A 23,528-nucleotide genomic window follows, 5' to 3' on the forward strand; every position below is an offset into this window, starting at 1 on the left:
GATAAAAAAAAGTGGTGTTGCTGAATTTGGTTATGAATTATGTTTGTATATATTTTGTAGTTCTATGCCAAATCCTTGACCAGACTTAGCATTGCTACGTCTGGTCACCCCGTAAATTGTAAATTCTTATTTTAATTTAGCGCCCATCGCTTACGCACTAACCTTGAGTAGCTGCATGAGTTAATACTAAATCATCTTTTTTTATGTAGCGGTTTGCTGGTAACTCCTTTTTCATATTTCAATGTATAAACGCCGTGTCCTTGTAACACCCGATACCACATACCAGACTGCACACCAGTGGAAAGCATTTTACCAACATTTGTTTTTGCTGTTTTTAACTGTTCTGGTGTTAATTTATCGCCATATAAGTCCCGTACAATAGCATCAATATGAAAATGTAGGTTTGGTCGACGGCGCATCAAAATCAAGATTGCATTTTGTATGGAGTATTCTTGAAATTCAGGTAGTAAAGGTAAAGTTCCAGGTTTTCTGGGAGTCGTCAGTTTGGGAATATCGGAAATGTCTGGTTGTTCCGTTATGGGAGTAGTAGATTTAGAATCTTTGGAATTTAACGTCGAGGTAGATGACGATGACAATGTGGTTACTAGTGAATTTGTCTTATTATTTAATTCTTGTTCTTGCTCAAGCGTCTTGGGTTCTCCCTCTTCCTCAAGGGAATGAAGGTTACCCTCCAAATATGCTTGTGTAGATGATTCAGGTAAACTCTTTTGGAGATGACTCATTTTCTCTTCTAGGGCGTACCCTGAAATAAGAGCTTCTAGAACATTCATCTGGTTGCGAATAAAAGATAGGCGACGCTCTAAATCAGCAGTTTCTAAAATGTAGCGATCGCGTTCTGCTTCTAGTAATCTAAGAATCTCAGATAAATCAGCCATAGTAGTTTCGTTCTTTTTGAAAGGATATAGACAGGTGGACAGCAAAGAAGTTTTTGTGAAAGCCCACACTCGCATCATTAGGCAAAGAGTCTATCGTTTTGTATGTAAAGGATGCAACCTGGTAGTTGAACGCACTTGCTATCCTTCTAGACCTTTGTTTTGTGAACGATGTCGGCCACCAAAACATCATCCTCCACAGCCTCAGTCAAAGACTGAGTTGAAGGTAACACGTGGTAAATCAAAAACTGCAAAAAAACCAATCAAACAACGCAAAAGAGGCTAGATATGTAAAAAACTGTAACCACTACTTTCTAATTTGGCTTTAGAGTAGTGGTGAGAGTTACCCAGCAATCACCCATTAAAGCTTCTTGCATTGTCATTTCATTGCTAAAGGTATGGCGTAGAAACTTTCCTTCATAAACTAGTGTGACTTCATTGAGTTGGAAAGGCCAGGGAAATACGGCTATTTGTTGATGATTCTCGTGATTGTCTAGCAAGGTCAACTCTAGTGTGGCTTCACCATTAAGCATTGGTACATGATGAACTAATTGTTGTTGTAAATTCATTCCCTGACAAACGATGATTGAAAGCGCATCCCATGTTGCTACCAACTTCCGATTGCGTGTGATTACTTCTGGTGTAACGTAGGCTGAATAATATGGATCGTTTTTCAAAAGATTGATAAGTTGGTCTTGCCAGAGATACTCCTGTTTGAGGAACTTCTCTACTATTTGAGTGGAGGTTGGTGAGTTTTGCCAACTTGTAAACCTTTCATACAGACCTGTTCCATGTAGTGATATTAGCAACGCTACATATCTACCCAATACGAATGCAAACTGTTTAGCATTTGACCAAATTTTTATATGTTCTTGAGTAGGAAGTTCCGTGAAATGATGGGGATAACCAGTTTGAGGATTAAGTGTAGGAGATTGTTCCCAAACTACCCAACCGATATCATGTTGTTCTGCACCAAAACAAACTTCTTTTCTGGGGACAAAATCACCAAACTGTTCATTACCCCAGATTTGCGCTAATTGACCTGAAAGCCAAGCGTGATTTGGTTGAGTAATACAAATCATTCCCTGTTTTGAGAAGCGATGCAACATGAATCAATACTCGGATTTATTGGCTCAGCAATCTTGATGTAACTATGCAGCTGTGTTCAGTCAATTATCTTGCTGTCTGGATACACTGCTAATTTCAGTCTAACTTAGGGGAAAGGTAAGGCAAGGAAGACATAGCAAATTTCAAACCTTTACCCTTTCCCCAAAAATTCATCATATCTGCCTATTCTATTTAGGCAAAACTTGTTGCAGAGCTTCTATGAGTCGGTCTACATTTTCTTTACGGCTGTTGAAACCCATCAGTCCAACGCGCCAGACTTGACCTGCTAATTCGCCAAGACCGCCACCAATCTCAATGTTATGTTCTAAGAGTAACTGGCGTGCGATCGCTTTACCATCGACTCCTTCGGGAATGCGGACTGTTGTAAGAGTGGGTAGACGGTACTCTCGCTGTACATGTAAGGACAATCCAATATTTTCTAATGACTGCCAGAGATATTCTACATTTTCTTGATGACGTCGCCAGCTGTTTTCCACTCCCTCTTCGGCAATGAGACGCAGTGCTTCCCGGAGTGCATAATACATATTGATGGGTGCGGTGTGATGATAAACTCGCTCACTACCCCAATATTTATACAACAGCGTCATATCCAAATACCAATTAGCCACTTTTGTTCGCCGCTGTTGCAATTTCTCAACTGCACGGGGACTCATCGTAAAAGGAGAAGCACCAGGCGGACAACCCAAGCCTTTTTGGCTACAGCTATAAGCTAGGTCAACTCCCCACTCATCCAAAAAGATGGGAACACCACCCAAACTTGTAACTGTATCTATGAGCAGCAAACAGCCAAACTCACGACACAGCTCTCCGACACCTTCCAGAGGTTGACACGCGCCGGTGGAGGTTTCAGCATGAACTAAAGCCAAAATAGTTGGACGATGAGTTTGTACAGCAGTACGCAACTCATCTAAGGAAAAGACTTGTCCCCAAGGCTTGGTAATGGATCGCACATCAGCACCATAGCGTCCAGCCATATCTGCAAGTCGATTACCAAAGTAACCAATTACACCTACTAACACTACATCGCCTGGTTCTACGACATTAGCAATAGTTGCTTCCATTGCTGCTGTCCCCGTACCACTAACAGCGATGGTAAGGGGGTTTTCTGTTTGCCATACGTAACGCAGCAACGATTGAATCTCATCCATGACTGCAAGAAAAGCTGGATCGAGATGTCCGAGTGGGGGAGTGTTCATCGCTTGCAGAACTGCGGGATGAGCATTCGAGGGACCAGGACCTAACAGCAAGCGTTCTGGTGTGGAAAGAGGCTCTAGTTGCAACCGCTGGTTATTATTGATTGATACTGTCTGCGTCATTATTTCTATTGGGCCAGATCATACTTTCATTACGCATCATACCCTTGAAAGGGAACGGGGAAGAGGGAACAGGGAACTACCTCTGGATTATCTGCAAATCCATAATATATTTCTGGCGTTGCTGAATCAAAATATGAATTTACCATTTACGGGTGTGACCAGACGTAGCATTGCTACGTCTCTACAAAATGTAGACAAACACAATTCATGACCAATTTCAGCAACGTCATATTTCTTCTCTAGAATTATTGCAGAGATTGCGATCGCTTACTTTAAGATTAGGTTTTAGTTAACGCATCCCACCCCTAAGTCTTTCAGCTTGGAAATAAGAATTATTTGCTTCCTGTTGTTTTCCTAACTCCTTTAAAATTTCTCCTCGAATATCCCAAATATCTGGGTCTTTTGGTTGCAAATCTTTAGCTTTTTCAATAGCTTCTAAAGCTTCTTGAGAGCGTTTTAATTCTAATAATGCTAGTGCTTTACCCACCCATGCTGGATGAAAATCGTCTTTCAGTGCAATTGTTTGATCAAAAGCTTTAATAGCTTCTTCGTGATTTCTTAAGGTTTGTGTGAGTAAAATTGCTTGATTAAACCAAACTAAATAATCTTGGGGGCGGACTTTACTCGCTTGTCTAAAAGCAAAGAGAGCTTCACTAGGTTTTCCTAATAAATTTAAGGCGTTACCTTTACCAATTAACGCTTCATAAAAATTGTTATCTAGTTTGAGTGCTTGTTCATAAGAATCAAGAGCATCCTGGGGACGATTTAATTTAAGTAATATTGAACCTCTGTCAGTCCAATATATTGGATTATTTTTTTTTACCCTGAGAATATCATCATAAGATGAAAGAGCTTCTTGAAAGTATTCTTTAGCAGCTTGTCGTCCCTGAGATTGTTCGATTGCAAAGCCTATCTCTTGCCAAATTCTGGGATCATCAGGTCTAATTTGCTTTAGTTGGTCTAAATACTGCAAAGCTTCTTGTTTTTGACCCAATGCTAATAAAGATAAACTTTTTCCGCTCAAAGCCTCTGGATTATTATTATCACTTTTGAGTGCTTTTTCATAAATTTCTAGAGCTTCTTGATAATTTTGTTGTTTATATAAAACTTTTCCTTTATTAATTAAAATTTTAACTAAAAGTTTTTGGTCTTTGGGTTGTAAAAAAATAGCTCTATTATAAGATTGTAATGCGGCAAAATCCCGTCCTAAAATAAATAAAGCATCCCCTCTTCCTTTCCAAACTTCCGGGGAGTTAGGCTGGATTTCTTTGAGGTAGTTAAATTTATCTAGAGCTTTATCTCCTTTGCGTTCGTCAAGCAAATTATTAGCTTCATGTAAATAGTATGTAGGTCTTATAAATGGATGAATAAATTCTATGCAAGTTATTATTCCTGTTAATAATATTAAGACAATAGGAATTTGCCAAGTTTTTATAAATCGTGTATTAGCAAGTACCCCTCGACGATTGGATGAGTAGTAAGTTGGCGGTTGAGTAGGTGGTGGACTAATTTTAGTCTTATTCAAATCTTCAATCACAGCATCTACTGTTTGATAGCGCTGAGCTGGGTTATTATGAACCATTTTGGTTAAAATAACAGCAAGAGAATCATCAATTTTAATATCGCTAGGTAAGAGAACATAATCTTTTTCGTCCCATCTTAATTCTCTTGGGTGCATCCCAGTTAATAGTTGAATTGCTGTCAAGCCTAAAGCATAGATATCACTATTAAAACGTGGTCTACCTGCCATTTGTTCTGAAGGAGCATATCCAGGAGTTCCAATCATTGTTTGTGTGACTGAGGATTGAAACGATGGATATTGTTTCTCTAGTTTTTTGACAGAGCCAAAATCAATTAAGACAAATTTCTTATCTCCCTTTCTAATAATCAAATTAGAGGGTTTGACATCACGATGAATAATATTCTTTGCATGTAAATATGCTAATACTGATAAAATTTGTTGTAAGAAATTAACTACTGTCTGTTCTGACCATTTTTGACCAACGAGGTCAGCTAGAGACGTGCCTTCTATATATTCTTCAACAATATAATAATTGTTGTTTTCTTCCAGATAGTCAAAAAACTTAGGAACTTGCTGGTTAGTTTGTAAAGTATTTAAAATATTAACTTCTCGGTGAAAGAATCTTTTAGCTGTTTCGATATCGGCATTGAGAGGGTCGAGTTTCTTGATTGCACATAATACATTAGAGAATGTATCTGTAGCCAGATAGGTTACTCCAAAGCCTCCCCTGCCTAATTCTTGGATGATTTGGTAGCGGCCACATAATAGCTTGTTGTTGCCTTCCGTCATCTTAATATATATTCCTTCATTTAAAGCAATATCTTATAAATACCTATATTTCCTTTTCGTTTCCTAAACTACCTCGTTAAATTTTATTATAATTCCCTATGCTACAAACCATATTCTATGGTATTTAAGTTTAATTAATAAAAATTAATCAAGTTTTAATGCACCACCACACTTTGAAACTGAATTTAACTGTTTGTTTCTTGTTGGAAGTTTTAATAGCTTTCTCGGCTGTAAAAGCTTCGGTAGGAAACTTACCATCTAAGGCTCCCAATCCTGAGGACTTTTTTTTAGGAAATAATGAGACACAGAGCAACACACTACAGCTAGAAAATACCACAGCTGCTGTGAAAAGCCAAATCAGGCAGGTTCATGAAACAAAAATTGGCAACGAAGGTTATTCTCTCAATCCTGATTTTGGGTTCAAATTATATCCTCCCGATGCTTCTAATTCATATGAACTAGTTGGAAGCCAGAAAAACAGAGAGTTGGATAAAACCTTAATTTTATCGCAACTTCCTAGTCCGACTGCTCCTATTCCACCTGCACCACCACCAAAGCCAATTCCAACGCCGCAACCATCACCTACACCTCCTTTAGAAGAAACTCCATCTCCACCACCCGAATCTCCACAGCGTCCAGAAATTCCTGGAACTATTACTATTAAGAGATTCGAGTTTGAAGGAAACACAGCATTTAGTGATGAACAATTGAGCAAAGAAACCGCCGAATTTCTTAACCGACCGATAACCTTTGCTGAACTTTTACAAGTTGAAAACAACATTACTAACTTATATATCAAGGAGGGATACATTAATTCCGGCGCGGTGATCCCAGCCGAACAAACTTTGTCACCAGAGGGCGCTGTTGTCAAGGTACGGATTGTTGAAGGTGGAGTAGAAGATATTAGAGTCACAGGTACGAGGCGGTTAAAACCTGGGTATGTGCGTAGTCGCATTGCTCTAGCAACCTCTAAACCTTTAAATAGAGAAAAACTCTTAGAAGCACTGCAATTATTACAGCTTGACCCTTTGATAGCCAATATTTCTGCGGAATTATCTACAGGTTCACGTCCAGATCAAAGCTTATTAGAAGTTAGAGTTGTAGAGGCAGATTCTTTTAGAGTAGATATCTTTGTAGATAATGCTGGTGATCCGAGTGTTGGCACTTTTCGTCGGGGTGTTAGCCTCAGCGAAGGTAATTTATTAGGCTTTGGCGATCGCTTTTCCTTTGAATTTATCAACAGCGAAGGTAGTAACGCTTTTGACGTGGGTTATACATTCCCGATTAATCCTCGCAATGGTACTATTGGTTTTGCAACAGGCAGAACGGCTGTAGGGGTAGTTGAACCACCCTTTGATCGGATTGATATCACAGGTGATTATTATTACTTTGATTTGAATTTACGGCAGCCAATCATTCAAAATCCCAGTCAAGAATTGGCACTAGGTTTAACTTTTTCCCGACAGCAAAGTGAAAGCAGATTATTGGGAGAAAGATTTCCCTTATCAGCAGGTGCAGATGAGGAAGGTAGAACACGCCTTTCCACAGTCCGGTTTTTCCAGGAATACACACAACGCAACTCACAACAAGTCTTTGCATTGCGATCGCAATTTAGCCTTGGTGTAGGGTGGCTTGGTGCTACTGTCAACAGCGATCCCCCAGATAGCCGCTATCTTGCTTGGCGAGGACAAGGACAATATGTGCGCTTATTAGCCCCAGATACCTTGCTGGTGTTGCGTTCAGAAATGCAATTAGCAAGCAAACCTCTTGTACCCATCGAACAAATTCGCTTGGGAGGCTTGCAAACTGTCAAGGGTTATCGACAAGATGAGTTTTTAACAGATAACGGCGTGTTTGCCTCAGCGGAAGTGAGATTTCCCGTCTTGCGCGCTAGACAAATTCAGGGGCTTTTGCAAGTTGTACCCTTTATCAACTTTGGTGTCGGTTGGAATAACTCTGAAAACTCAACTTCCACCCCCGATCCCAATACCTTGATTGGTACAGGCTTAGGTTTGCAATGGCAGATGGGTGACACACTCAGTGCCCGTATTGACTACGCTTTTCCTCTCATCGATGTAGATGATAGAGACCGGACATTACAGGAACAAGGGTTGTATTTCTCGATTAATTACAGCCCGTTTTAAAGGTCAAAAGAAAGTTTCACCGCCAGGTACGACAAACCTCACCCCAAGCCCCTCTCCTTACTAAGGAGAGGGGTGGCGTAGCCGGGGTGAGATGACTTTCAAGTTAGTCAAAAATCATTTATTTGTGGGGCTGATCATGAAATCAATTTCGACACTGGTACTCAGCCTACCCTTAGTCACTTGCAGCATTCTTGTTACTTTCAGTAGAGGTAAAGCACAGATTGTTCCTGATGTAAATCTAGGTGGAACAGAAAATTCTGTTGTGAATCCAGATGTGATTAATGGTATACCGAGCGATCGCATCTCGGGTGGTGCAACTCGTGGCTCAAATTTGTTTCATTCTTTCCAAGATTTTAACGTTGGTGAAGGTAGGGGAGCTTATTTTGCTAATCCTGATGGTATTGCCAATATCCTCACTAGAGTCACAGGTGGTAATCCCTCAAATATTCTAGGGAAGCTTGGTGTTTTAGGTAACGCAAATCTGTTTTTACTTAATCCCAAGGGAATTTTCTTCGGGCCAAATGCAACTTTGGATCTGAATGGTTCATTTTTGGCAACGACTGCTGATAGTTTTGTGTTTGACAATAACTTTGAATTTAGCGCCAGCAAGGCTCAAGCACCACCACAGTTGACTGTCAATATTCCTATTGGCTTACGTTTTCGCGACAATCCGGGAAGCATTAGTGTTCAAGGAACAGGTAATAATCTCCAGTTCAACCCGGAGTTTTTAGAATTTACCAGAAACCCAACTCCTCCAGGTTTAGCTGTACAACCCGGTAAAACTCTAGCCCTTGTGGGGGGTGATGTAAATTTAGAAGGGGGAAATCTGCTTGCAGATGGCGGCAGAATTGAAGTTGGAAGTGTCGATAGTTCCAGTTTCGTCAGTATCACTCCTATAGATAAAGGCTGGCAACTAGGATATACAAATGTGCCAGCCTTCCGGGACATTTCCCTAACTAAAAAAGCATCAATAGATAGTAGTAGTGATGTAGGTGCTGGAGAGATCCAAGTACAAGGGAGAAATATCAAACTTACCGATGGATCTGCTATTTTTGCTTTCACGGGTTCCCAACTAGGAGGAACCGTCAGCGTTAATGCTGCTGACACCTTGGAAGTAAGTGGAATCTCAACCAATGATTCAGTTCCCAGTACCATATACACTGCTGTCTCGCCTGAAGGTTCTGGTGATGGTAGCGATTTAAGCATTCAAGCCAAACGCATCATTGCTAGTGGTGGAGCGCAAATTGGTGCTGATACCTATGGTGAAGGCGCTGCTGGGAATGTTGTGGTGAAAGCATCTGATTTAGTAGAAATACAAGGAAATGTAGTTATAGATGAAACATTACCACCTGTTCCTACCGCCATTGGTACGATCGCCCAAGCTAGTAGTACAGGCCCAGGTACGAAGTTAACCCTGGAAACACGGCGACTAAAAATCACAGATGGAGGACAGCTAGTTACAGGTACGTTTAGCCAAAGTCAAGCAGGGACATTAGATATTACAGCCTCTGAATCTACAGAATTGAGTGGAGAAGGCAGCGCTATCTCTAGTGTTGTTGGCAAAGACGCAACAGGTAACGGTGGCACTGTGATCCTGAAAACTCCTAAGTTAATCATTCGAGATCAGGCGAAAATCATCGTCGATGGTCAAGGTAGTGGGAATGCAGGTGAAGTCAGAGTCACATCTGATACTATTCGTCTGGAAAATAAAGGAGGTATAACAGCACAAGCTAGTTCTGGTAACGGTGGTGATATCTATCTTGATGTGCAAGATTATTTACTGATGAGTGGTGAAAGTGTGATTTCTACTGAGGCGATAGATGGCAATGGTGGCAATATTTACATTAACACTCTCACGAACAACCGCGGCTTTATAGTTGCTCAACCTTTCGGTAACAACGACATCATAGCTAATGCTGATCAAGGTCAGGGAGGGAAAGTTGTCATTAACTCTAATGGTATCTTTGGGCTATTTGTACGCACTCGTCAAGATTGGGAGAGGTTACGTCCTCAAGATTTAGACCCAAGAAAGCAACCTACGAGTGATATCACAGCTATTTCCCGACAAAATGCCAGCTTGAGTGGTACTGTGCAGTTAAACACTATAGATGTTGATCCTAGTCAAGCATTAGTCGAATTACCAAATAATTTACCAGACCCCAGAGATCAAATTGCCCAAAATCCTTGTCAAAGAGGTATAGGTAGTGAATTTATCGTCACAGGACGGGGTGGTTTCCCACCTAGTCCTAATGAAACTCTGACTGGTGATAATATCCACGTTGACTTAGTCAAGCCTGTTACTTCTGGAGAAAATTCTCAGAGTGCAAACATTAATCAACCAAAAACTTTTCCCATTGCTGGGCGTGATATTATACCTGCGCAAGGATGGATATTTAACAGCAAAGGTGAGGTGGTTCTGACAGCCTATGACCCTACAGGTAATATTCCTCAACGTAATTCCACAACAACTGTAGCCTGTCCTGCACATTTGTAAATCAGTATCAGTTAACAGTTGTGAATTGATAGATAAGTATTTGTTGATATAAATTGCCCAGAGTATTATCACTAAGGTGTTTCAATGCTACCGATTTTAGATAGTTTCTACCTAAAAAATCAAAAGCGATCGCTCGTCTGTAATCAAAAATACCAAAGAAAATATAATTGGCGATCGCTGATTTGGTTCGCCTTGCCCTTAATTACTTTGGGCAGTTTTGCACCTATAAACAAAGCTACAGCCCAACTTACCCCAGATACCAGCTTAGGTGCTGAAAGTTCTGTTGTGAATCCTAATGTTGTTGATGGAATTGATTTAATTACTGGTGGTGCAACTCGCGGGTCAAATTTATTTCATTCTTTCCAAGATTTTAACGTTGATGCAGGTAGGGGAGCTTATTTTTCCAATCCGACTGGGATTACCGATATTCTTACCAGAGTCACAGGTGGTAATCGCTCTAATATTCAAGGGACGCTTGGTGTTTTAGGTAACGCCAATCTATTTTTAATTAATCCAAATGGGATTGATTTTGGTCCGAATGCAAGTCTGGATTTGCGTGGTGGTTCATTTTTTGGCAGTACAGCCGATAGTGTATTATTTGACAACTTTGAATTCAGTGCTAGCAACCCGCAACCAGTTCCCCAGTTAACCATCAATATTCCTATCGGCTTGCGATTTCGGGATAATCCCGGCAGTATTACTAATCAATCTGTAGTTCAAAATATCAACGGTGATTTTTTTGGTTTGATAGTAGCACCCACAAAAACCTTCGCTTTGCTTGGTGGTGATGTTGTTTTCAACAACGGCACAGTATTAGCAGCAGGAGGAAGAGTTGAGTTAGGGGGACTAAAACAAGCCGGAACAGTTGGATTAAACGCTGATGGTAGCTTAAGTTTTCCTAATGGTGTGACTAGAGCAGATGTCACAATTAACAACGGTAGTACAGTAGCTGTACTTGGTGACGGAGGAGGTAGCATAGCCATCAATGCCCGTAATTTCGATATTTCTGGGGGTAGTAATCTGTTTGCTGGCATCTTATCGGGTTTTGGCAATCCTAATGCTCAAGCGGGTGACATTGTCATTAATACTACAGACAAGTTTACAATCACGGGTAATGCTGACTCCTCTACGGAAATCAGCAATTTAGTCCAAAGCTCAGCAATTGGTAATGCAGGAAATGTCATCATTAACACTAAGACCTTGGAAGGAATTGGTGGTTTTGCAATCGGTTCTGCAACTTTTGGGCAAGGAAATGCCGGAAGAGTAAATGTTACAGCTACAGATAAAATATTCTTGCAAGGATTGCCAGAATTAGGGAGCGGTTTTGGTAGTGTAGTGGGAGCTTTTGCGACTGGAAGTGGTAATGATGTTGTTATCGATACACCATCACTGACTTTAGAAAATTTTGCACAAATAGCTACTTCCACAACTGGGTCAGGAAATGCTGGTAATATCCGTATTAAAGCTTCTGAATCTGTTTCTATAAACAGCGGTTCCATCATGCAAGCTGCTACTTATGCATCTGGGAATGCAGGAGACATCATCATTGATGCAGACAACGCAGATGTTGTATTTAATGCTGCTAGAATCAGTACTTCTGTTGCTGGTCGCTCAGATGACTTCGGTGTTGATTTAATTGGTACAGGACTGGGAGGCGATATTGTCATTAATGCGCGATCGCTTTCTTTGCAAAATGGTACTCAAGTATTTACCAATACTACTGGAATTGTAGGAGATAAGGGTTTGCCTAATGCTGGCAACATCAACATTACAACAGGCTCACTTTTTGCAACTGACGGTTCGCAATTAAATTCAAGTACCTTTGGTCAGGGGAATGCAGGAAATGTAATTATTAATGCCCCTAATGGTACAGTCTCTTTTCAAGGTACAAATAATCAAGGATTACCGAGTGCAATTTTTAGCAACGTAGAAACTGGCGGCACTGGTGATGGTGGAAACATCGACATTACAGCTAAATCACTTTCTTTAACCAATGGAGGTCAACTAAATACCTTTATCCGTAATGGAATTAACACCAATCCCACTGATATACCTAAAGCTGGAAATGTGAAGTTAAATATCAGTGATGCGATCGAGATTTCTGGAGCAAGTGACATACTTGACCCCAATGGTCGTTACGCCAACAGTGGTATTTTTAGTAGTGTAGATCTTGGGTCAACAGGTAATGCTGGCGATATTGAAATCACCACAGGATCACTTTTTGTCAAGAATGGAGGAGTATTGTCTGCTAGCACCTTTGGCAAAGGAGATGCAGGCAATATCACAATCAATGCTCCTAATGGTATTGTCTCTTTTGATGGTACAGAAAAACGGGGATTAACCACCAGTGCAGCCTTCAGTACCGTAGAAACAGGAGGCCAAGGCAAGGGGGGAGATATTAATATTACTGCCAGATCACTCTCATTGACTAACGGAGGTCAACTGAATACCTTGGTTCGGGGTACAGATGGCATAAATCTTGGTGGTATAGGTGATGCTGGGAATGTGAAATTAAATATTAGCGATCGGATTGATATTGCAGGAATCGGTAACTTTGGCATTCGCAGTGCTATCTTTAGCAACGTAGAGACTGGCTCTACAGGCAATGCCGGCAATATTGATATCACCACAGGATCACTTTTTATCAGTGGTGGTGGACAACTAAATTCCAACACCTATAGCACAGGAAATGCAGGGAATGTAACTATTAACGCTCCCAATGGTATAGTCTCTTTTGATGGCAAAGATAGCCAGGGAAATCCCAGTGCAGCTTTCAGTAGTGTGGAAGCAGCAAGTACAGGCACAGGTGGAGACATCATTATCAATGCAAACTCACTATCATTGACCAATGGTGCCCAACTCAATACATCAGTTCGTAATAATCTTAGTACTCAACCTGATAGGGTTATCAAGGCTGGAAATGTCCAACTAAATGTCAACGATAGAATTGATATTTCGGGAGTAAGTGACATACGTCAATCCAATGGCGTTTATAGTCGCAGCGGGATTTTTAGCAGTGTGGAACAAGGAGCAATAGGTAACGCCGGCAATATAGATATCACCACAGGTTCACTATTTGTAACCGATGGCGGACAAATTTTTGCTAGTACTGCTGGTAGGGGAGATGCAGGTAATATCACAATCACAGCTAGAGATATTGTTTCTTTTGACGGCGCAGATAAAATTGTAGGATTTCCCAGCGCAGCTTTCAGTAACGTAGAAATAGGAGGCATAGGTAAAGGTGGAGAAATCAATATCACCGCTAGGTCTCTTTCATTGACCAATGGAGGTCAACTTAATACCTTTGTCCGTGGTTTATTTGAATCATCTGACATCAACGATTTATCAAGAGCAGAAATCGATAATATATTCGGTTTATTTAACTTATTTGATATAGATATTGGTGGGATCGGCAATGCTGGCAATGTAAAGCTGAATGTTAGCGACGGCATTACAATCACAGGCATCAGTGAGAATGGCGTTAATAGTGGTATTTTCAGTAATGTGGAAACGGGAGGAAGAGGCAATAGTGGCAATATTGAAATCATCACAAAAGGGCCACTAGTTGTTAAAGATGGGGGACGACTTTTTGCTAGCACATCTAGTTTAGGAAATGCTGGTGGTATTAAAATAAACGCCAATTCGTTTTTGCTTGATAACGCTCAACTCTTTACAAATAGTGATGTTGAGAACAGCCAAGCAGGTAACATAGAAATTACCACAGCGAAAGACATCCGGCTAAACAACCAGGCATTAATTGCTGCTGATACAAGAGGTGGTCAAGGTAACGTGACGTTGCGATCGCGTGACCTAATTTTACGACGTAACAGCAACATCACCACTAACGCCACAGGTACAGCTACAGGTGGAAATATAACGATAGACACTGGCAACCTCGTCGCTTTAGAAAATAGTGATATTAGCGCCGATGCTAAAGGAGGCCCTGGAGGTAGTGTATTTATTAGGGCTGATGCTATCTTTGGTACTCAATTCCGCAGACAACGCACCCCTGAAAGTGACATTACAGCCACAGGAGCAAGTCCGGATTTAAGTGGTACAGTTCAAATCGACACCGCAGATGTAGACCCCAGTCAAGGATTAGTTGAATTACCAGAAAACCTCACAGATCCAAGCAATCAAATTGCCCAGAATCCTTGTCAGAAAGGTTCTGGCAGTTCATTTATCATCACTGGACGCGGTGGTTTGCCATCCAGCCCAAACAACAACTTCAGCAGTGACAACATTCGTGTTGATTTGCTACAGCCTGTTAACAGTAGTAGCAATTCCCAGAGTGCAACTATTAATCAACCTACGAACCAATCTACAAGTAAGCAAATTGTTCCTGCCCAAGGATGGGTATTTAACGAAAAAGGCGAAGTGGTTCTCACAGCCTATGATCCTAATGCCTCTAATCCTCAGCGTACAAACCAAGTAAGTGCGTCTTGTCCTGCACCATTTTGAAGAAGGTGGGGTGATGGGGTGATGGGGTGATGGGGAGTGTGAGGGGTAGTGAACAACTACTAACCACTAACCAACAACCAACAACTAACAATATTATTTGGAGTATAATATGAAACCAAATAAAGGCGTATTTAACCGTAATTTAACTAATCAAGTCAAAAGAATTTATCATAAGCGATCGCTATTTCTGGCTGTTTTGCTATTTATGTTTGCGTCTACAGCACCACCTGTAATTGCGAAGGTTTCACAAACAACTCAAATTGTGCAGACTCAGTCAGATGCACAACAGCTAGTTAACCAAGCTACTCAGTTATACCGTTCTGGTCAACTGCAAGAAGCAGCAGTTGTGTGGGAAAAAGCAGTGTCTGCGTTTTCTGCCCAAAAAGATAATTTAAATCAAGCAATGGCTTTGAGTAATCTCTCATTGACTTATCAACAACTTGGACAGTGGGAGAAAGCCACAAAAGCCAATCAACAAAGTTTAGTGTTGCTACAAACTCAGCCCCAAAGTCAAGACAAACAGAAAATTTTAGCGCAGGCTTTAGATATTCAAGGCTATTTACAAAAAGAAGTTGGACAATTTACACAAAGCCTTGAGAGTTGGCAACAAGCTGCTAAAATCTACAGTCAGATTAAAGAACCTGCCAAGTTAGCACAAAATCAAATCAACCAGAGTCAAGTTATGCAAGATATGGGTCTTTTTCCCCGTGCTTGCAAGACTTTATTAGAAGTATTTAATCAAGAACTTGGAGTTAGCGATTGTCAAGAGTTTAGCCAATTATCATCAGAAGAGTTAACAGCAAAACTCCAAAAAATTACCAGTGAATCTCCTTCTGTAACCAAAGTTATAGGCTTGAGAAGCCTGGGTGAATTACTACGTTTTATTGGTCAGCCAGAACAGTCTCAACTCGTCTTAGACAGCAGTTTAATCCTAGCCCAAAAATTAAACTCTCCTCAAGAGCAAGCAGCCACTTATCTCAGTATAGGTAATACAGCTAAAACCTTAGCCGAAAATGAAAGGGTACGCCGTAGAAGAGAAACTTATTACCAACAAGCAGTAGATGCTTATATGCAAGCAGCAAAGCTGACCACTTTACCAACTACGCGCCAACAAGCACAACTAAATCACCTTAGCCTCTTGTTAAAACAGGGAAAATATGACCCAGAAAAATATCAAGATGCAAAAGCTTTTTGGTTATCTCTAAATCCTCAAGACTTAAAATTTTCTCCTAGTCGGACAGGAATTTACGAGCAAATAAACTATGCTCAAAGCTTAGCAGAACTAATTCAACCCGAAAACTCCCAACAAAAGCAAAACTCGCAACTGCCAAGTTTTGACGAAATTGACAAAACTTTAGCCGAAGCCGCCACCCAAGCCAAAAATTTAGGAGACAAACAAGCTGAAGCCTATGCACTAGGAAATCGTGGTGCGCTGTATGAGCAAAGAGGTAGTAAAGAGGATTTATCTCAAGCCGAAAAATTTACTAGACAAGCTTTGAATGTAGTTTCTAGCCTAGAATCACCCTACATATCCTATCAGTATTTCTGGCAACTGGGCAGGATACGTAAAGCCCAAGGGGATATACCAGATGCGATCGCAGCTTACACCAAAGCTTATAATGCTCTGCAATCATTACGTAGCGATTTAGTAGCAGTTAATCCAGAAGTCCAGTTTTCTTTTCGATCTAGCGTAGAACCGGTTTATCGCCAACTAGTCGAACTGGAATTGGAGTATGCTCAATCCTTAAAAGCAGATAAAAAAGAACAGGAAAGCCAAAAACGATTAACTCAAGCAAGAAATGTGCTGGAATCTCTACAATTGGCTGAACTCAATAACTTTTTCCGTGAAGCCTGTGTAGAAACAAACTCCAAACCCATCGATCAATTAGACACAAACGCCGCAGTTGTTTATCCAATTATTTTATCCAACCAACAACAATCAAATGCAAATGTAGAAAGATTAGAAGTAATTCTCAGTCTACCAAAACAACCACCACGTCTTTACAGTACCAAACTTAAAAAACAAGAAGTAGAAGAAACTGTAGAACAAATACAGGCTTTTCTCAAATCTCCTGAAACTAAGCTTGAACAGTCCCTGCCTTATTACCAAAAAGTATACGATTGGCTGATTCGACCTCTGCAACAAGATTTAGAAAACAACAAAATTAAAACCTTGGTGTTTGTTTTGGATGAAAAATTAAGAAATATTCCCATGTCTGTATTGCACGATGGCAAACAATATTTATTACAAAAATACGCCATTGCCTTAACTCCTGGTTTGCAGCTAATTAACCCCAAACCATTAACAGACATTAATATCAAAGCCATCACAGCAGGAATAAGTAAACCACGTGAAGGCTTTAAAGAACTGCCTCAAGTACGACAAGAACTCAAACAAATCGAAGATTTAGGAGTTGCAAGTAAGTCACTCCTCGACGAAAAATTTACCACCAAAGAGGTTCAAAACCAAATTCTCAATTCTGATGTTTCGATCATTCACTTAGCAACTCATGCTCAATTTAGTTCGATCGCTGACGATACCTTTATTCTATTTTGGGATCAACGCATGAACGTTAAACAGTTAGGTAATCTCCTGCGAAACAACACACTAACTTCCCGTAGACCAATAGAATTATTAGTTCTCAGTGCTTGTGAAACAGCAATTGGTGATCAACGTGCTACTTTAGGACTTGCAGGAGTAGCAGTACGGTCTGGTGCGCGCAGTACAATGGCAACATTATGGTCAGTGCAAGATGAAAGTACTGCCAAATTCATGGGTAATTTGTATAGTCAGTTAGAACAAGCTAAAAAGACTAAAATCAACAAAGCGCAAGCACTCCAGCAAGCACAACTAGCTTTGCTTAATGATCAGCAATACAGCAATCCCCATTTCTGGGCGCCATTTGTTGTTGTAGGTAACTGGCAATAATATCAAGTTCGGCTAATTGCTCACAATATTATGCTTCGTTTTTGGGCATTGGGTATTGGTTTTTCCCATTACCCATTACCTATTACCAGCCTACGCAACAGTATAAGTATTCAAGCGAACATGATATCAAGTAAAAATCCTCCTGCTTTAAGAAAAACTAAGCAGGGGGACGCTTTGAATAATATTAAGCAAAATTTGCTAAAGCTTAGAAGTTAACATCAGAAGGTATCAGTAGTCCGTTGATTTGTACAATCACACCATTTGTAGTAGTTGTGGCAGGGTGGTAGACTTTAGCTTCATTTACCTTGACTTCGCCATTAGCATCTTCGGTAATTCTAAGTTCACTGCCTTCTAGAGTTTTGAGTACTCCAGTTTTGATTTGCTCAGGAGTGATTTCGCCAACAATCATGTGATATTTCAAAACTTTAACACGGTTTTCGGGCTGGCTATATTGCTTGAAGACGTTACTATCTAAAGAATTAAAGGCATTATCAGTCGGAGCAAAAATTGTGAAATAACCTGGCTTTTTCAGTGTGTCGAAAAGACCAGCTTCTTTCAATTCATCAACCAGATTAGCATATTTCCCATCCTTAGCAAGAGTATCAGCAATGGTACTGTTAGAGTTGCGATAAGGATAGTTGCGATAAGCAGAAGGTTGCAAAAAGGCAAAGCCATAGAATCTTCTAGCCAATACAGGAGAACTAATCATGGTTGTGACACCAATAATCCCCATCACCCAAGCCAATTTGACAAACCATTTTTTGCCAGTTAAGGCATGAAATCTTTGAGGGAACATAAGACTCACCTGGTAACCCTAAGTTTATGCTAATACTACAAGAGTTCAATGGTAATTTTCGGAAAAAATTATATAATGTTCTACTTAAACGTTGTGAAGTTGATATCATGATATCAACAGTATAAAAATAGTCTGCTAACCTTATATTCCTAGTATCTTGGCTTTCTACATAAAGCCTTGATTTGTTAAGTTTTTTAATAGCAACATCCTGATTTCAAATTATTAGACATAGTTAGAAAGAAACTTGCGATCGCACAGTGCAAAACACTTGGAAAGCATTGCTAGTAGCCAGTAGCAGCTAGCAGACAGTTTTCAAATTGCGATCGCACAAATAGAAAATTTCTGCACAGTCTTCAACCCCAACCAAGCTTGGCTTTTCAGTAGTCTTTATCTAAATAAACTTTGCTTGAGTGCAGTTTTGCTGTCGTTACAAGAAGATTTTGCACCTCAAGCAAAGCTTTGGACAACAACCACTCTGGTTAATGAAAGCCCACTCCTGCTAGGACAATAAGCATTTTGTGTTGGTTAATATATATACTATTAAATTGCGATTTCCACAGCTATAAACTAGAAATCCTTAGATTTGAGTCTTGACTTTTTTTACATATAACCTCTAATGTGGACTCATTCTGTAAAGCAAGAAATTTAGTTGTAGAAAAGCGAACACATATATACACCGATAAGTTTTTTATATAAATCCACATCAAGTCAATAACCATGAGAGAAAACAGCAACAAGCAAATACGTATTTGGGCGATGCTGTGTCATCTTTCGGCTTTGTTGTGGATTCCACTAATTTTTTTAGTATTTATTGGTATACCTGTATATTTGCCTTTGTTGAATATCCTTGGACCACTGGTAGTTTGGCAATGGAAAAAATCACAAGATCCGTGGATCGATTTTCAAGGCAAAGAATCCTTAAACTTTCAAATGTCGCTGACAGTTTATACTTTAGTTGTAATCATAGTTTCCTTATTTCTAGTTTTTACAACCTGTGGTATTGCCCTCACAAACAATGTGCCTGCTCAACAACTAGAATCTACTTTAAATACTTTATTAATAGTGTTAATTATACTGGTATCTATATTATTATTAGTCCAATTAATTTTAGTAATTTTTGCTTCCGTTAAAGCTTATAAAGGTCAGCATTACCGCTATCCCTTTACAATTAGATTTTTAAGAAACTAAGTATTATTTGTAGTTGTTCATGTCTATTCTCTGCGAACCTCTGCACTCGGATGCTGGCGCAGTCAAAATCCCTCTCGAGAACCCCTCCCTGGAAACACCAACTTATCCAAAATCAAGGATTGTTCTGCTGTACACAATTCCTGTTAGCTATTTCGCAGCTTCTGCCAAAAATTCTTCTATACCCAAAATATCCTGATCACTGATAATCTCTGCTTTTGTGTGAAACGAAAAATGGCGCTTACCACCTTCTATGTCCCATACCTGCTGCAACATTGCATGAGGAAATGTACCGCTATTGAGTTGAACAAGCATAGGTGGCCATTTTTGGCTGAGTTTGCTGGCTTCCCCAACAAAAAGTTTAAAATCACCGATATGTGCGATCGCGTAGATGTCAGAAGACATAATTAATAATCATTTGTCATTAGTTGGTTGTTGGTTGTTGGTTGGTGGTTAGTAGTTAGTAGTTAGTAGTTGGTGGTTAGTTATTTTACTCCACCCTACGGGAAGCCGAAGAAGGCGTGTCTACACACTCCTCACACTCCACGCCAGTCGCTCTTTGTTGGAAACCAACAAGACCGCGCTGGCTCCCCCACTCCCAGACGCTTCAAACAGCGCGTCTCTACATTACTCCCCATCACCCCATCTCCCCTCACCTATCTGAACTTTTGCGAAATAAACCTGTCATACTTAAACCGGTAATTAATAATCCTAGTAATCCTAAACCATTCAAAAGAGGATAAATTTTTTCTAAATGAATAATTTCCAGAGTGTGTAGACTGAGGATAAATGCACCTAATTGCTCTTGACCGAACCATTCATCAACAATGGTATAGCCTACACCTGTAAGCATTGTCAAAAATAAAGGCAAACACAAAGCGATCGCAATTTGGCGATGATATCGCCGAAACACACGATTCATAGTAACTACACAGAAAATAAATCTCAGATTATCATATCGGATTGGATTTTTATCCCTAAAATGCTCAATGTCAGAGTCAAGTTCTAAATTGGAAGTTTAATGATAAATTCAGTGCTTTGTTCTAACCCAGAAATCCATTCTATTTGACCACCATGTTTTTCAACTATTATTTCATAGCTCGTAGATAATTCTAATTCGGTTAATTTACCAGTAGATTTAGTGTAAAACAAGGGATCAAAAAACTTTTTACTAACTTTTTCTGTGATACCGACAGCATTATTTGCAATATGAACTACGGCTATAGTTGAGTTCAATAGATGAGTACAAATACGAATGGTTGGGGATAAATAATTAGTGTTGTCCAGCTTGTTAGCTTTTACCCATGAATCATTAACTTCTTCCAACGCATCAATCACATAACTAATAATATTCATAAAAGCTATGTTCAGTTCCTGTGGGTAGCACTTTATCAAAGGTAGTTTTGCATATTCTTTAATCAGGGTTATATTTTGACCGTGTGCATTAGATTTGAAACGACTTTGTAACAGAATTAATGTACTATCAATGGTCTCATGAATATCGACTAATATTTTTTCAGATTCCTCTGTCGAAAAGTTTTGTAGAGCATGGATAAATTGTCTGATGCGATCAATACCTGCTTTCATTGAATATGTCAGATTAGAAAGATCGGTAGTAAGATTTTCTAATTCAAATTGATTAATTACTCGTTGAATTTCGGTTGTTGGTTGGGGATAGTACTGTTGGTAGAGTTTAATTACCTCGAGTAATTGTTGGATATAGCGGCTGGCGTGAATTAATTTACCGGCAAGTAAATTAGCAGGGTTGTTGATTTCATTGGCTATGCTAGAAACTATTTGCCTTAAGGCTTTGATTTTTTCTTGATGTAATAATTGAATCTGGAGGTGCTGAAGTTCATGAAAATCTTTGTCCGGTATTTTTGTTTGTTCTTGTGTTTGTGCTGAATTAGCAAGTGTAATAACATGAATTTGAGAATAGGCTAACAATAACTGGTGAAAGTCAAGTAACCGATTCTTTTCTGATGCTGCTTTGACTATTATTGGTTCGTAGACAAGTTCGGGCGATCGCTGCAAAGATAAATAAGTCGCTTCCATTATAGAAGTTGTCTCAGATATCACAAATCCCTCTTCTATTTGCAAAATTTTTAGGGACATTGCTATTGGGCGATTATAAAATAGTTCTGAAGTAAAAGGACGACTAATATATTCAAATAATTTGCGCCGCGAAATCATGCCAACATATCGACGATTATCAGTTATCATTACTCCTGGTAATAGAGGCTCATCTTTAAACGGTTTCATTAAATCACTGCCAAAACAATTCAGATCAACCTCCACTTCCCACAAGGGTAACTCTTGCAAAGTTGAGTCTATATTCAACTTTAATTCATCAGCATATTTCAGCATATATTTTGAACCGATTTAAATTCTAACTTTTCAGATATCGTTACCTGGTGCCTACAATGTTTAGAAATATTTAGTGCTGAATATTCAAGGAGTTTCAATATCACTGAAACATCGTTGAAATACTATGTTTCATATACGATATGCTAATCCGATGGAATAGTGAAAATAGTAGACACACTATAACTAAACAAACAAAAACAAACAAATACCTAAAAATTTCTCAAAGCCAATCCTCATTTTGGTAGCTCCTTTCAATAATAGTAGTACTACCCTGGCACTTTCTGAATAGTATTATAGATTGCGACTAAAATTAAGTAGGCAAATAAATTTTTTATATTCTTTAAGTAAATTTTCTGTCTTTACTCGTCACCTAGGTGCCATGACCCTAAGGTTAATTAAGTCAGTTAACACGATTCATAATAGATTAAAGACAAGTATTAATTTATAGAAGTCGTGCAATTAACATGCTATTAACATACTTAGACAGTAACAGCTGGCTGATCGAAATTGGAGGACAACGGATACTACTTGATCCTTGGCTAGTAGATACGTTAACTTTCGCTAATCAAGATTGGTTTTTTAAAGGTTATCGAACTCAAGATCACCCCATCCCAGAGAATATAGACCTAATCTTGTTGTCTCAGGGGCTAGAAGATCATGCCCATCCTCCAACACTTAAGCAACTTGATCATAATATTCCAGTGGTAGCTTCTCCTAACGCTGCTAAGGTAGTACAGCAGCTAGGTTACACCCAAATCACAGTACTTACTCATGGGGAAACCTTTACTTTAAATACAAGTGTAGAAATCAAAGCATTTCCTGGTTCGCCCATCGGCCCCACTTTAGTAGAAAATGGTTATCTTCTCAAAGAATTAGCAAGTAACTTGACTATTTACTACGAACCACACGGATATCATTCCCCTTCGCTGAAAGCAGTAGCCCCCATTGATGTTGTTATTACTCCACTTGTTGACTTAACTTTACCGATAGTCGGGTCATTTATCAGGGGTGGTAAAAACGCTTTAGAATTAGCTCAATGGTTGCAACCCCAAGTTATGCTACCTACAGCAGCTGGAGGTGATGTGAAGTTTACAGGATTCCTAACAAAATTCTTGCAAACCAAGGGAAACATTGAAGAATTCCGTTCTTTACTGGCAAAAAACAATCTTTCCACCCAGGTAATAGAAGCCAAATCAGGCGATCGCATAGAGTTGCAATTACAGAAAAAGGGTGTAGGGGTGTAAGTCACGGCATTTTGTCAAGCGTAGGGGTTGGGTAAAGGGTATCACCACCAATCCTACACTTTTATCTCAAATGGAAAGCCTATCCTCCAGGAACACCAAAAGGCGCAGAGTTTGTTTAATTTCTCATCGCTGAGGTTAAGTAGAAATTTAAACTGCAAGAGAAACTCTCTGTTGAATCGATTCTTTTTGAGGTGGTTTAAATCAGTAAATAGTTATCAATTATCAGTGAACAATGAAAAATTGATAACTCGGCAGATGGT

At 39.6% G+C, this 23,528-nt stretch carries 14 protein-coding genes; 6 read left to right on the forward strand and 8 right to left on the reverse strand.

The annotated features are described in order from the left end of the window. Window positions 1-191 precede the first annotated feature (191 nt). The 4 genes from UYK_RS0100010 to UYK_RS0100025 form a co-directional block, all read right to left on the reverse strand. The gene (locus tag UYK_RS0100010; RefSeq protein ID WP_026086304.1) at window positions 192-896 is read right to left on the reverse strand and encodes a hypothetical protein; all 705 of its coding nucleotides are present in this window, start codon (window positions 894-896) and stop codon (window positions 192-194) included. Between the two features lie 311 nt (window positions 897-1,207). Further along, on the reverse strand, window positions 1,208-2,002 hold the full coding sequence (locus tag UYK_RS0100015; RefSeq protein ID WP_009460324.1) for a DUF3891 family protein: 795 nt from the start codon (window positions 2,000-2,002) through the stop codon (window positions 1,208-1,210). A 186-nt stretch (window positions 2,003-2,188) separates the two neighbouring features. Beyond that, on the reverse strand, window positions 2,189-3,337 hold the full coding sequence (locus UYK_RS0100020) for an alanine--glyoxylate aminotransferase family protein (protein ID WP_009460325.1): 1,149 nt from the start codon (window positions 3,335-3,337) through the stop codon (window positions 2,189-2,191). Between the two features lie 289 nt (window positions 3,338-3,626). Continuing rightward, complete coding sequence (locus UYK_RS0100025; RefSeq protein ID WP_016870669.1) at window positions 3,627-5,648, reverse strand: serine/threonine-protein kinase; 2,022 nt, start codon at window positions 5,646-5,648, stop codon at window positions 3,627-3,629. A 158-nt stretch (window positions 5,649-5,806) separates the two neighbouring features. Between UYK_RS0100025 and UYK_RS0100030 the strand changes: the two genes are divergently transcribed. The 4 genes from UYK_RS0100030 (at window position 5,807) to UYK_RS0100045 (ending at window position 17,676) form a co-directional block, all read left to right on the forward strand. Continuing rightward, the gene (locus tag UYK_RS0100030; RefSeq protein ID WP_016870670.1) at window positions 5,807-7,792 is read left to right on the forward strand and encodes a ShlB/FhaC/HecB family hemolysin secretion/activation protein; all 1,986 of its coding nucleotides are present in this window, start codon (window positions 5,807-5,809) and stop codon (window positions 7,790-7,792) included. 136 nt (window positions 7,793-7,928) lie between these two features. Then, window positions 7,929-10,286: a two-partner secretion domain-containing protein gene (locus UYK_RS0100035; RefSeq protein ID WP_167539722.1), complete on the forward strand. Its 2,358-nt coding sequence runs from the start codon at window positions 7,929-7,931 to the stop codon at window positions 10,284-10,286. An 84-nt stretch (window positions 10,287-10,370) separates the two neighbouring features. Continuing rightward, entirely contained in the window at window positions 10,371-14,747 is a 4,377-nt protein-coding gene (locus UYK_RS0100040; protein ID WP_016870672.1) for a two-partner secretion domain-containing protein, read from the forward strand. A 109-nt stretch (window positions 14,748-14,856) separates the two neighbouring features. Beyond that, complete coding sequence (locus UYK_RS0100045) at window positions 14,857-17,676, forward strand: CHAT domain-containing protein (protein ID WP_016870673.1); 2,820 nt, start codon at window positions 14,857-14,859, stop codon at window positions 17,674-17,676. A gap of 205 nt (window positions 17,677-17,881) precedes the next feature. Here the strand turns inward: UYK_RS0100045 and UYK_RS0100055 are convergent, their stop codons facing one another. Further along, a complete protein-coding gene (locus UYK_RS0100055) occupies window positions 17,882-18,472 on the reverse strand; it encodes a fasciclin domain-containing protein (protein WP_009460331.1) in 591 nt (196 codons plus the stop codon). A gap of 717 nt (window positions 18,473-19,189) precedes the next feature. Between UYK_RS0100055 and UYK_RS0100060 the strand changes: the two genes are divergently transcribed. After that, window positions 19,190-19,660, forward strand: a complete 471-nt coding sequence (locus UYK_RS0100060; RefSeq protein ID WP_009460332.1) for a DUF4870 domain-containing protein — start codon at window positions 19,190-19,192, stop codon at window positions 19,658-19,660. A 147-nt stretch (window positions 19,661-19,807) separates the two neighbouring features. Here UYK_RS0100060 and UYK_RS0100065 read toward each other — a convergent pair whose 3' ends face one another. The 3 genes from UYK_RS0100065 to UYK_RS0100075 form a co-directional block, all read right to left on the reverse strand. Continuing rightward, the gene (locus tag UYK_RS0100065) at window positions 19,808-20,062 is read right to left on the reverse strand and encodes a GIY-YIG nuclease family protein (protein ID WP_009460333.1); all 255 of its coding nucleotides are present in this window, start codon (window positions 20,060-20,062) and stop codon (window positions 19,808-19,810) included. Window positions 20,063-20,309: 247 nt separating this feature from the next. Next, the gene (locus UYK_RS0100070) at window positions 20,310-20,579 is read right to left on the reverse strand and encodes a hypothetical protein (RefSeq protein WP_009460334.1); all 270 of its coding nucleotides are present in this window, start codon (window positions 20,577-20,579) and stop codon (window positions 20,310-20,312) included. An 83-nt stretch (window positions 20,580-20,662) separates the two neighbouring features. Continuing rightward, entirely contained in the window at window positions 20,663-22,024 is a 1,362-nt protein-coding gene (locus tag UYK_RS0100075; RefSeq protein WP_009460335.1) for a sensor histidine kinase, read from the reverse strand. Between the two features lie 464 nt (window positions 22,025-22,488). Here UYK_RS0100075 and UYK_RS0100080 point away from each other — a divergent pair, with 464 nt between their 5' ends. Then, window positions 22,489-23,268, forward strand: a complete 780-nt coding sequence (locus tag UYK_RS0100080; protein WP_009460336.1) for an MBL fold metallo-hydrolase — start codon at window positions 22,489-22,491, stop codon at window positions 23,266-23,268. The last annotated feature ends 260 nt before the right edge of the window (window positions 23,269-23,528 follow it).

The sequence above is a fragment of the Fischerella thermalis PCC 7521 genome, from assembly GCF_000317225.1.
In the GTDB taxonomy this organism is placed as follows: Bacteria; Cyanobacteriota; Cyanobacteriia; order Cyanobacteriales; family Nostocaceae; genus Fischerella; species Fischerella thermalis.

Bases quoted from the DNA above. Each gene is read 5' to 3' on its own strand.
- UYK_RS0100065 (WP_009460333.1), bottom strand. From the start codon at position 20,062: ATGTCTTCTGACATCTACGCGATCGCACATATCGGTGATTTTAAACTT.
- UYK_RS0100020 (WP_009460325.1), bottom strand. From the start codon at position 3,337: ATGACGCAGACAGTATCAATCAATAATAACCAGCGGTTGCAACTAGAG.
- UYK_RS0100070 (WP_009460334.1), bottom strand. From the start codon at position 20,579: ATGAATCGTGTGTTTCGGCGATATCATCGCCAAATTGCGATCGCTTTG.
- UYK_RS0100015 (WP_009460324.1), bottom strand. From the start codon at position 2,002: ATGTTGCATCGCTTCTCAAAACAGGGAATGATTTGTATTACTCAACCA.
- UYK_RS0100080 (WP_009460336.1), top strand. From the start codon at position 22,489: ATGCTATTAACATACTTAGACAGTAACAGCTGGCTGATCGAAATTGGA.
- UYK_RS0100075 (WP_009460335.1), bottom strand. From the start codon at position 22,024: ATGCTGAAATATGCTGATGAATTAAAGTTGAATATAGACTCAACTTTG.
- UYK_RS0100030 (WP_016870670.1), top strand. From the start codon at position 5,807: ATGCACCACCACACTTTGAAACTGAATTTAACTGTTTGTTTCTTGTTG.
- UYK_RS0100060 (WP_009460332.1), top strand. From the start codon at position 19,190: ATGAGAGAAAACAGCAACAAGCAAATACGTATTTGGGCGATGCTGTGT.
- UYK_RS0100055 (WP_009460331.1), bottom strand. From the start codon at position 18,472: ATGTTCCCTCAAAGATTTCATGCCTTAACTGGCAAAAAATGGTTTGTC.
- UYK_RS0100045 (WP_016870673.1), top strand. From the start codon at position 14,857: ATGAAACCAAATAAAGGCGTATTTAACCGTAATTTAACTAATCAAGTC.
- UYK_RS0100040 (WP_016870672.1), top strand. From the start codon at position 10,371: ATGCTACCGATTTTAGATAGTTTCTACCTAAAAAATCAAAAGCGATCG.
- UYK_RS0100025 (WP_016870669.1), bottom strand. From the start codon at position 5,648: ATGACGGAAGGCAACAACAAGCTATTATGTGGCCGCTACCAAATCATC.
- UYK_RS0100010 (WP_026086304.1), bottom strand. From the start codon at position 896: ATGGCTGATTTATCTGAGATTCTTAGATTACTAGAAGCAGAACGCGAT.
- UYK_RS0100035 (WP_167539722.1), top strand. From the start codon at position 7,929: ATGAAATCAATTTCGACACTGGTACTCAGCCTACCCTTAGTCACTTGC.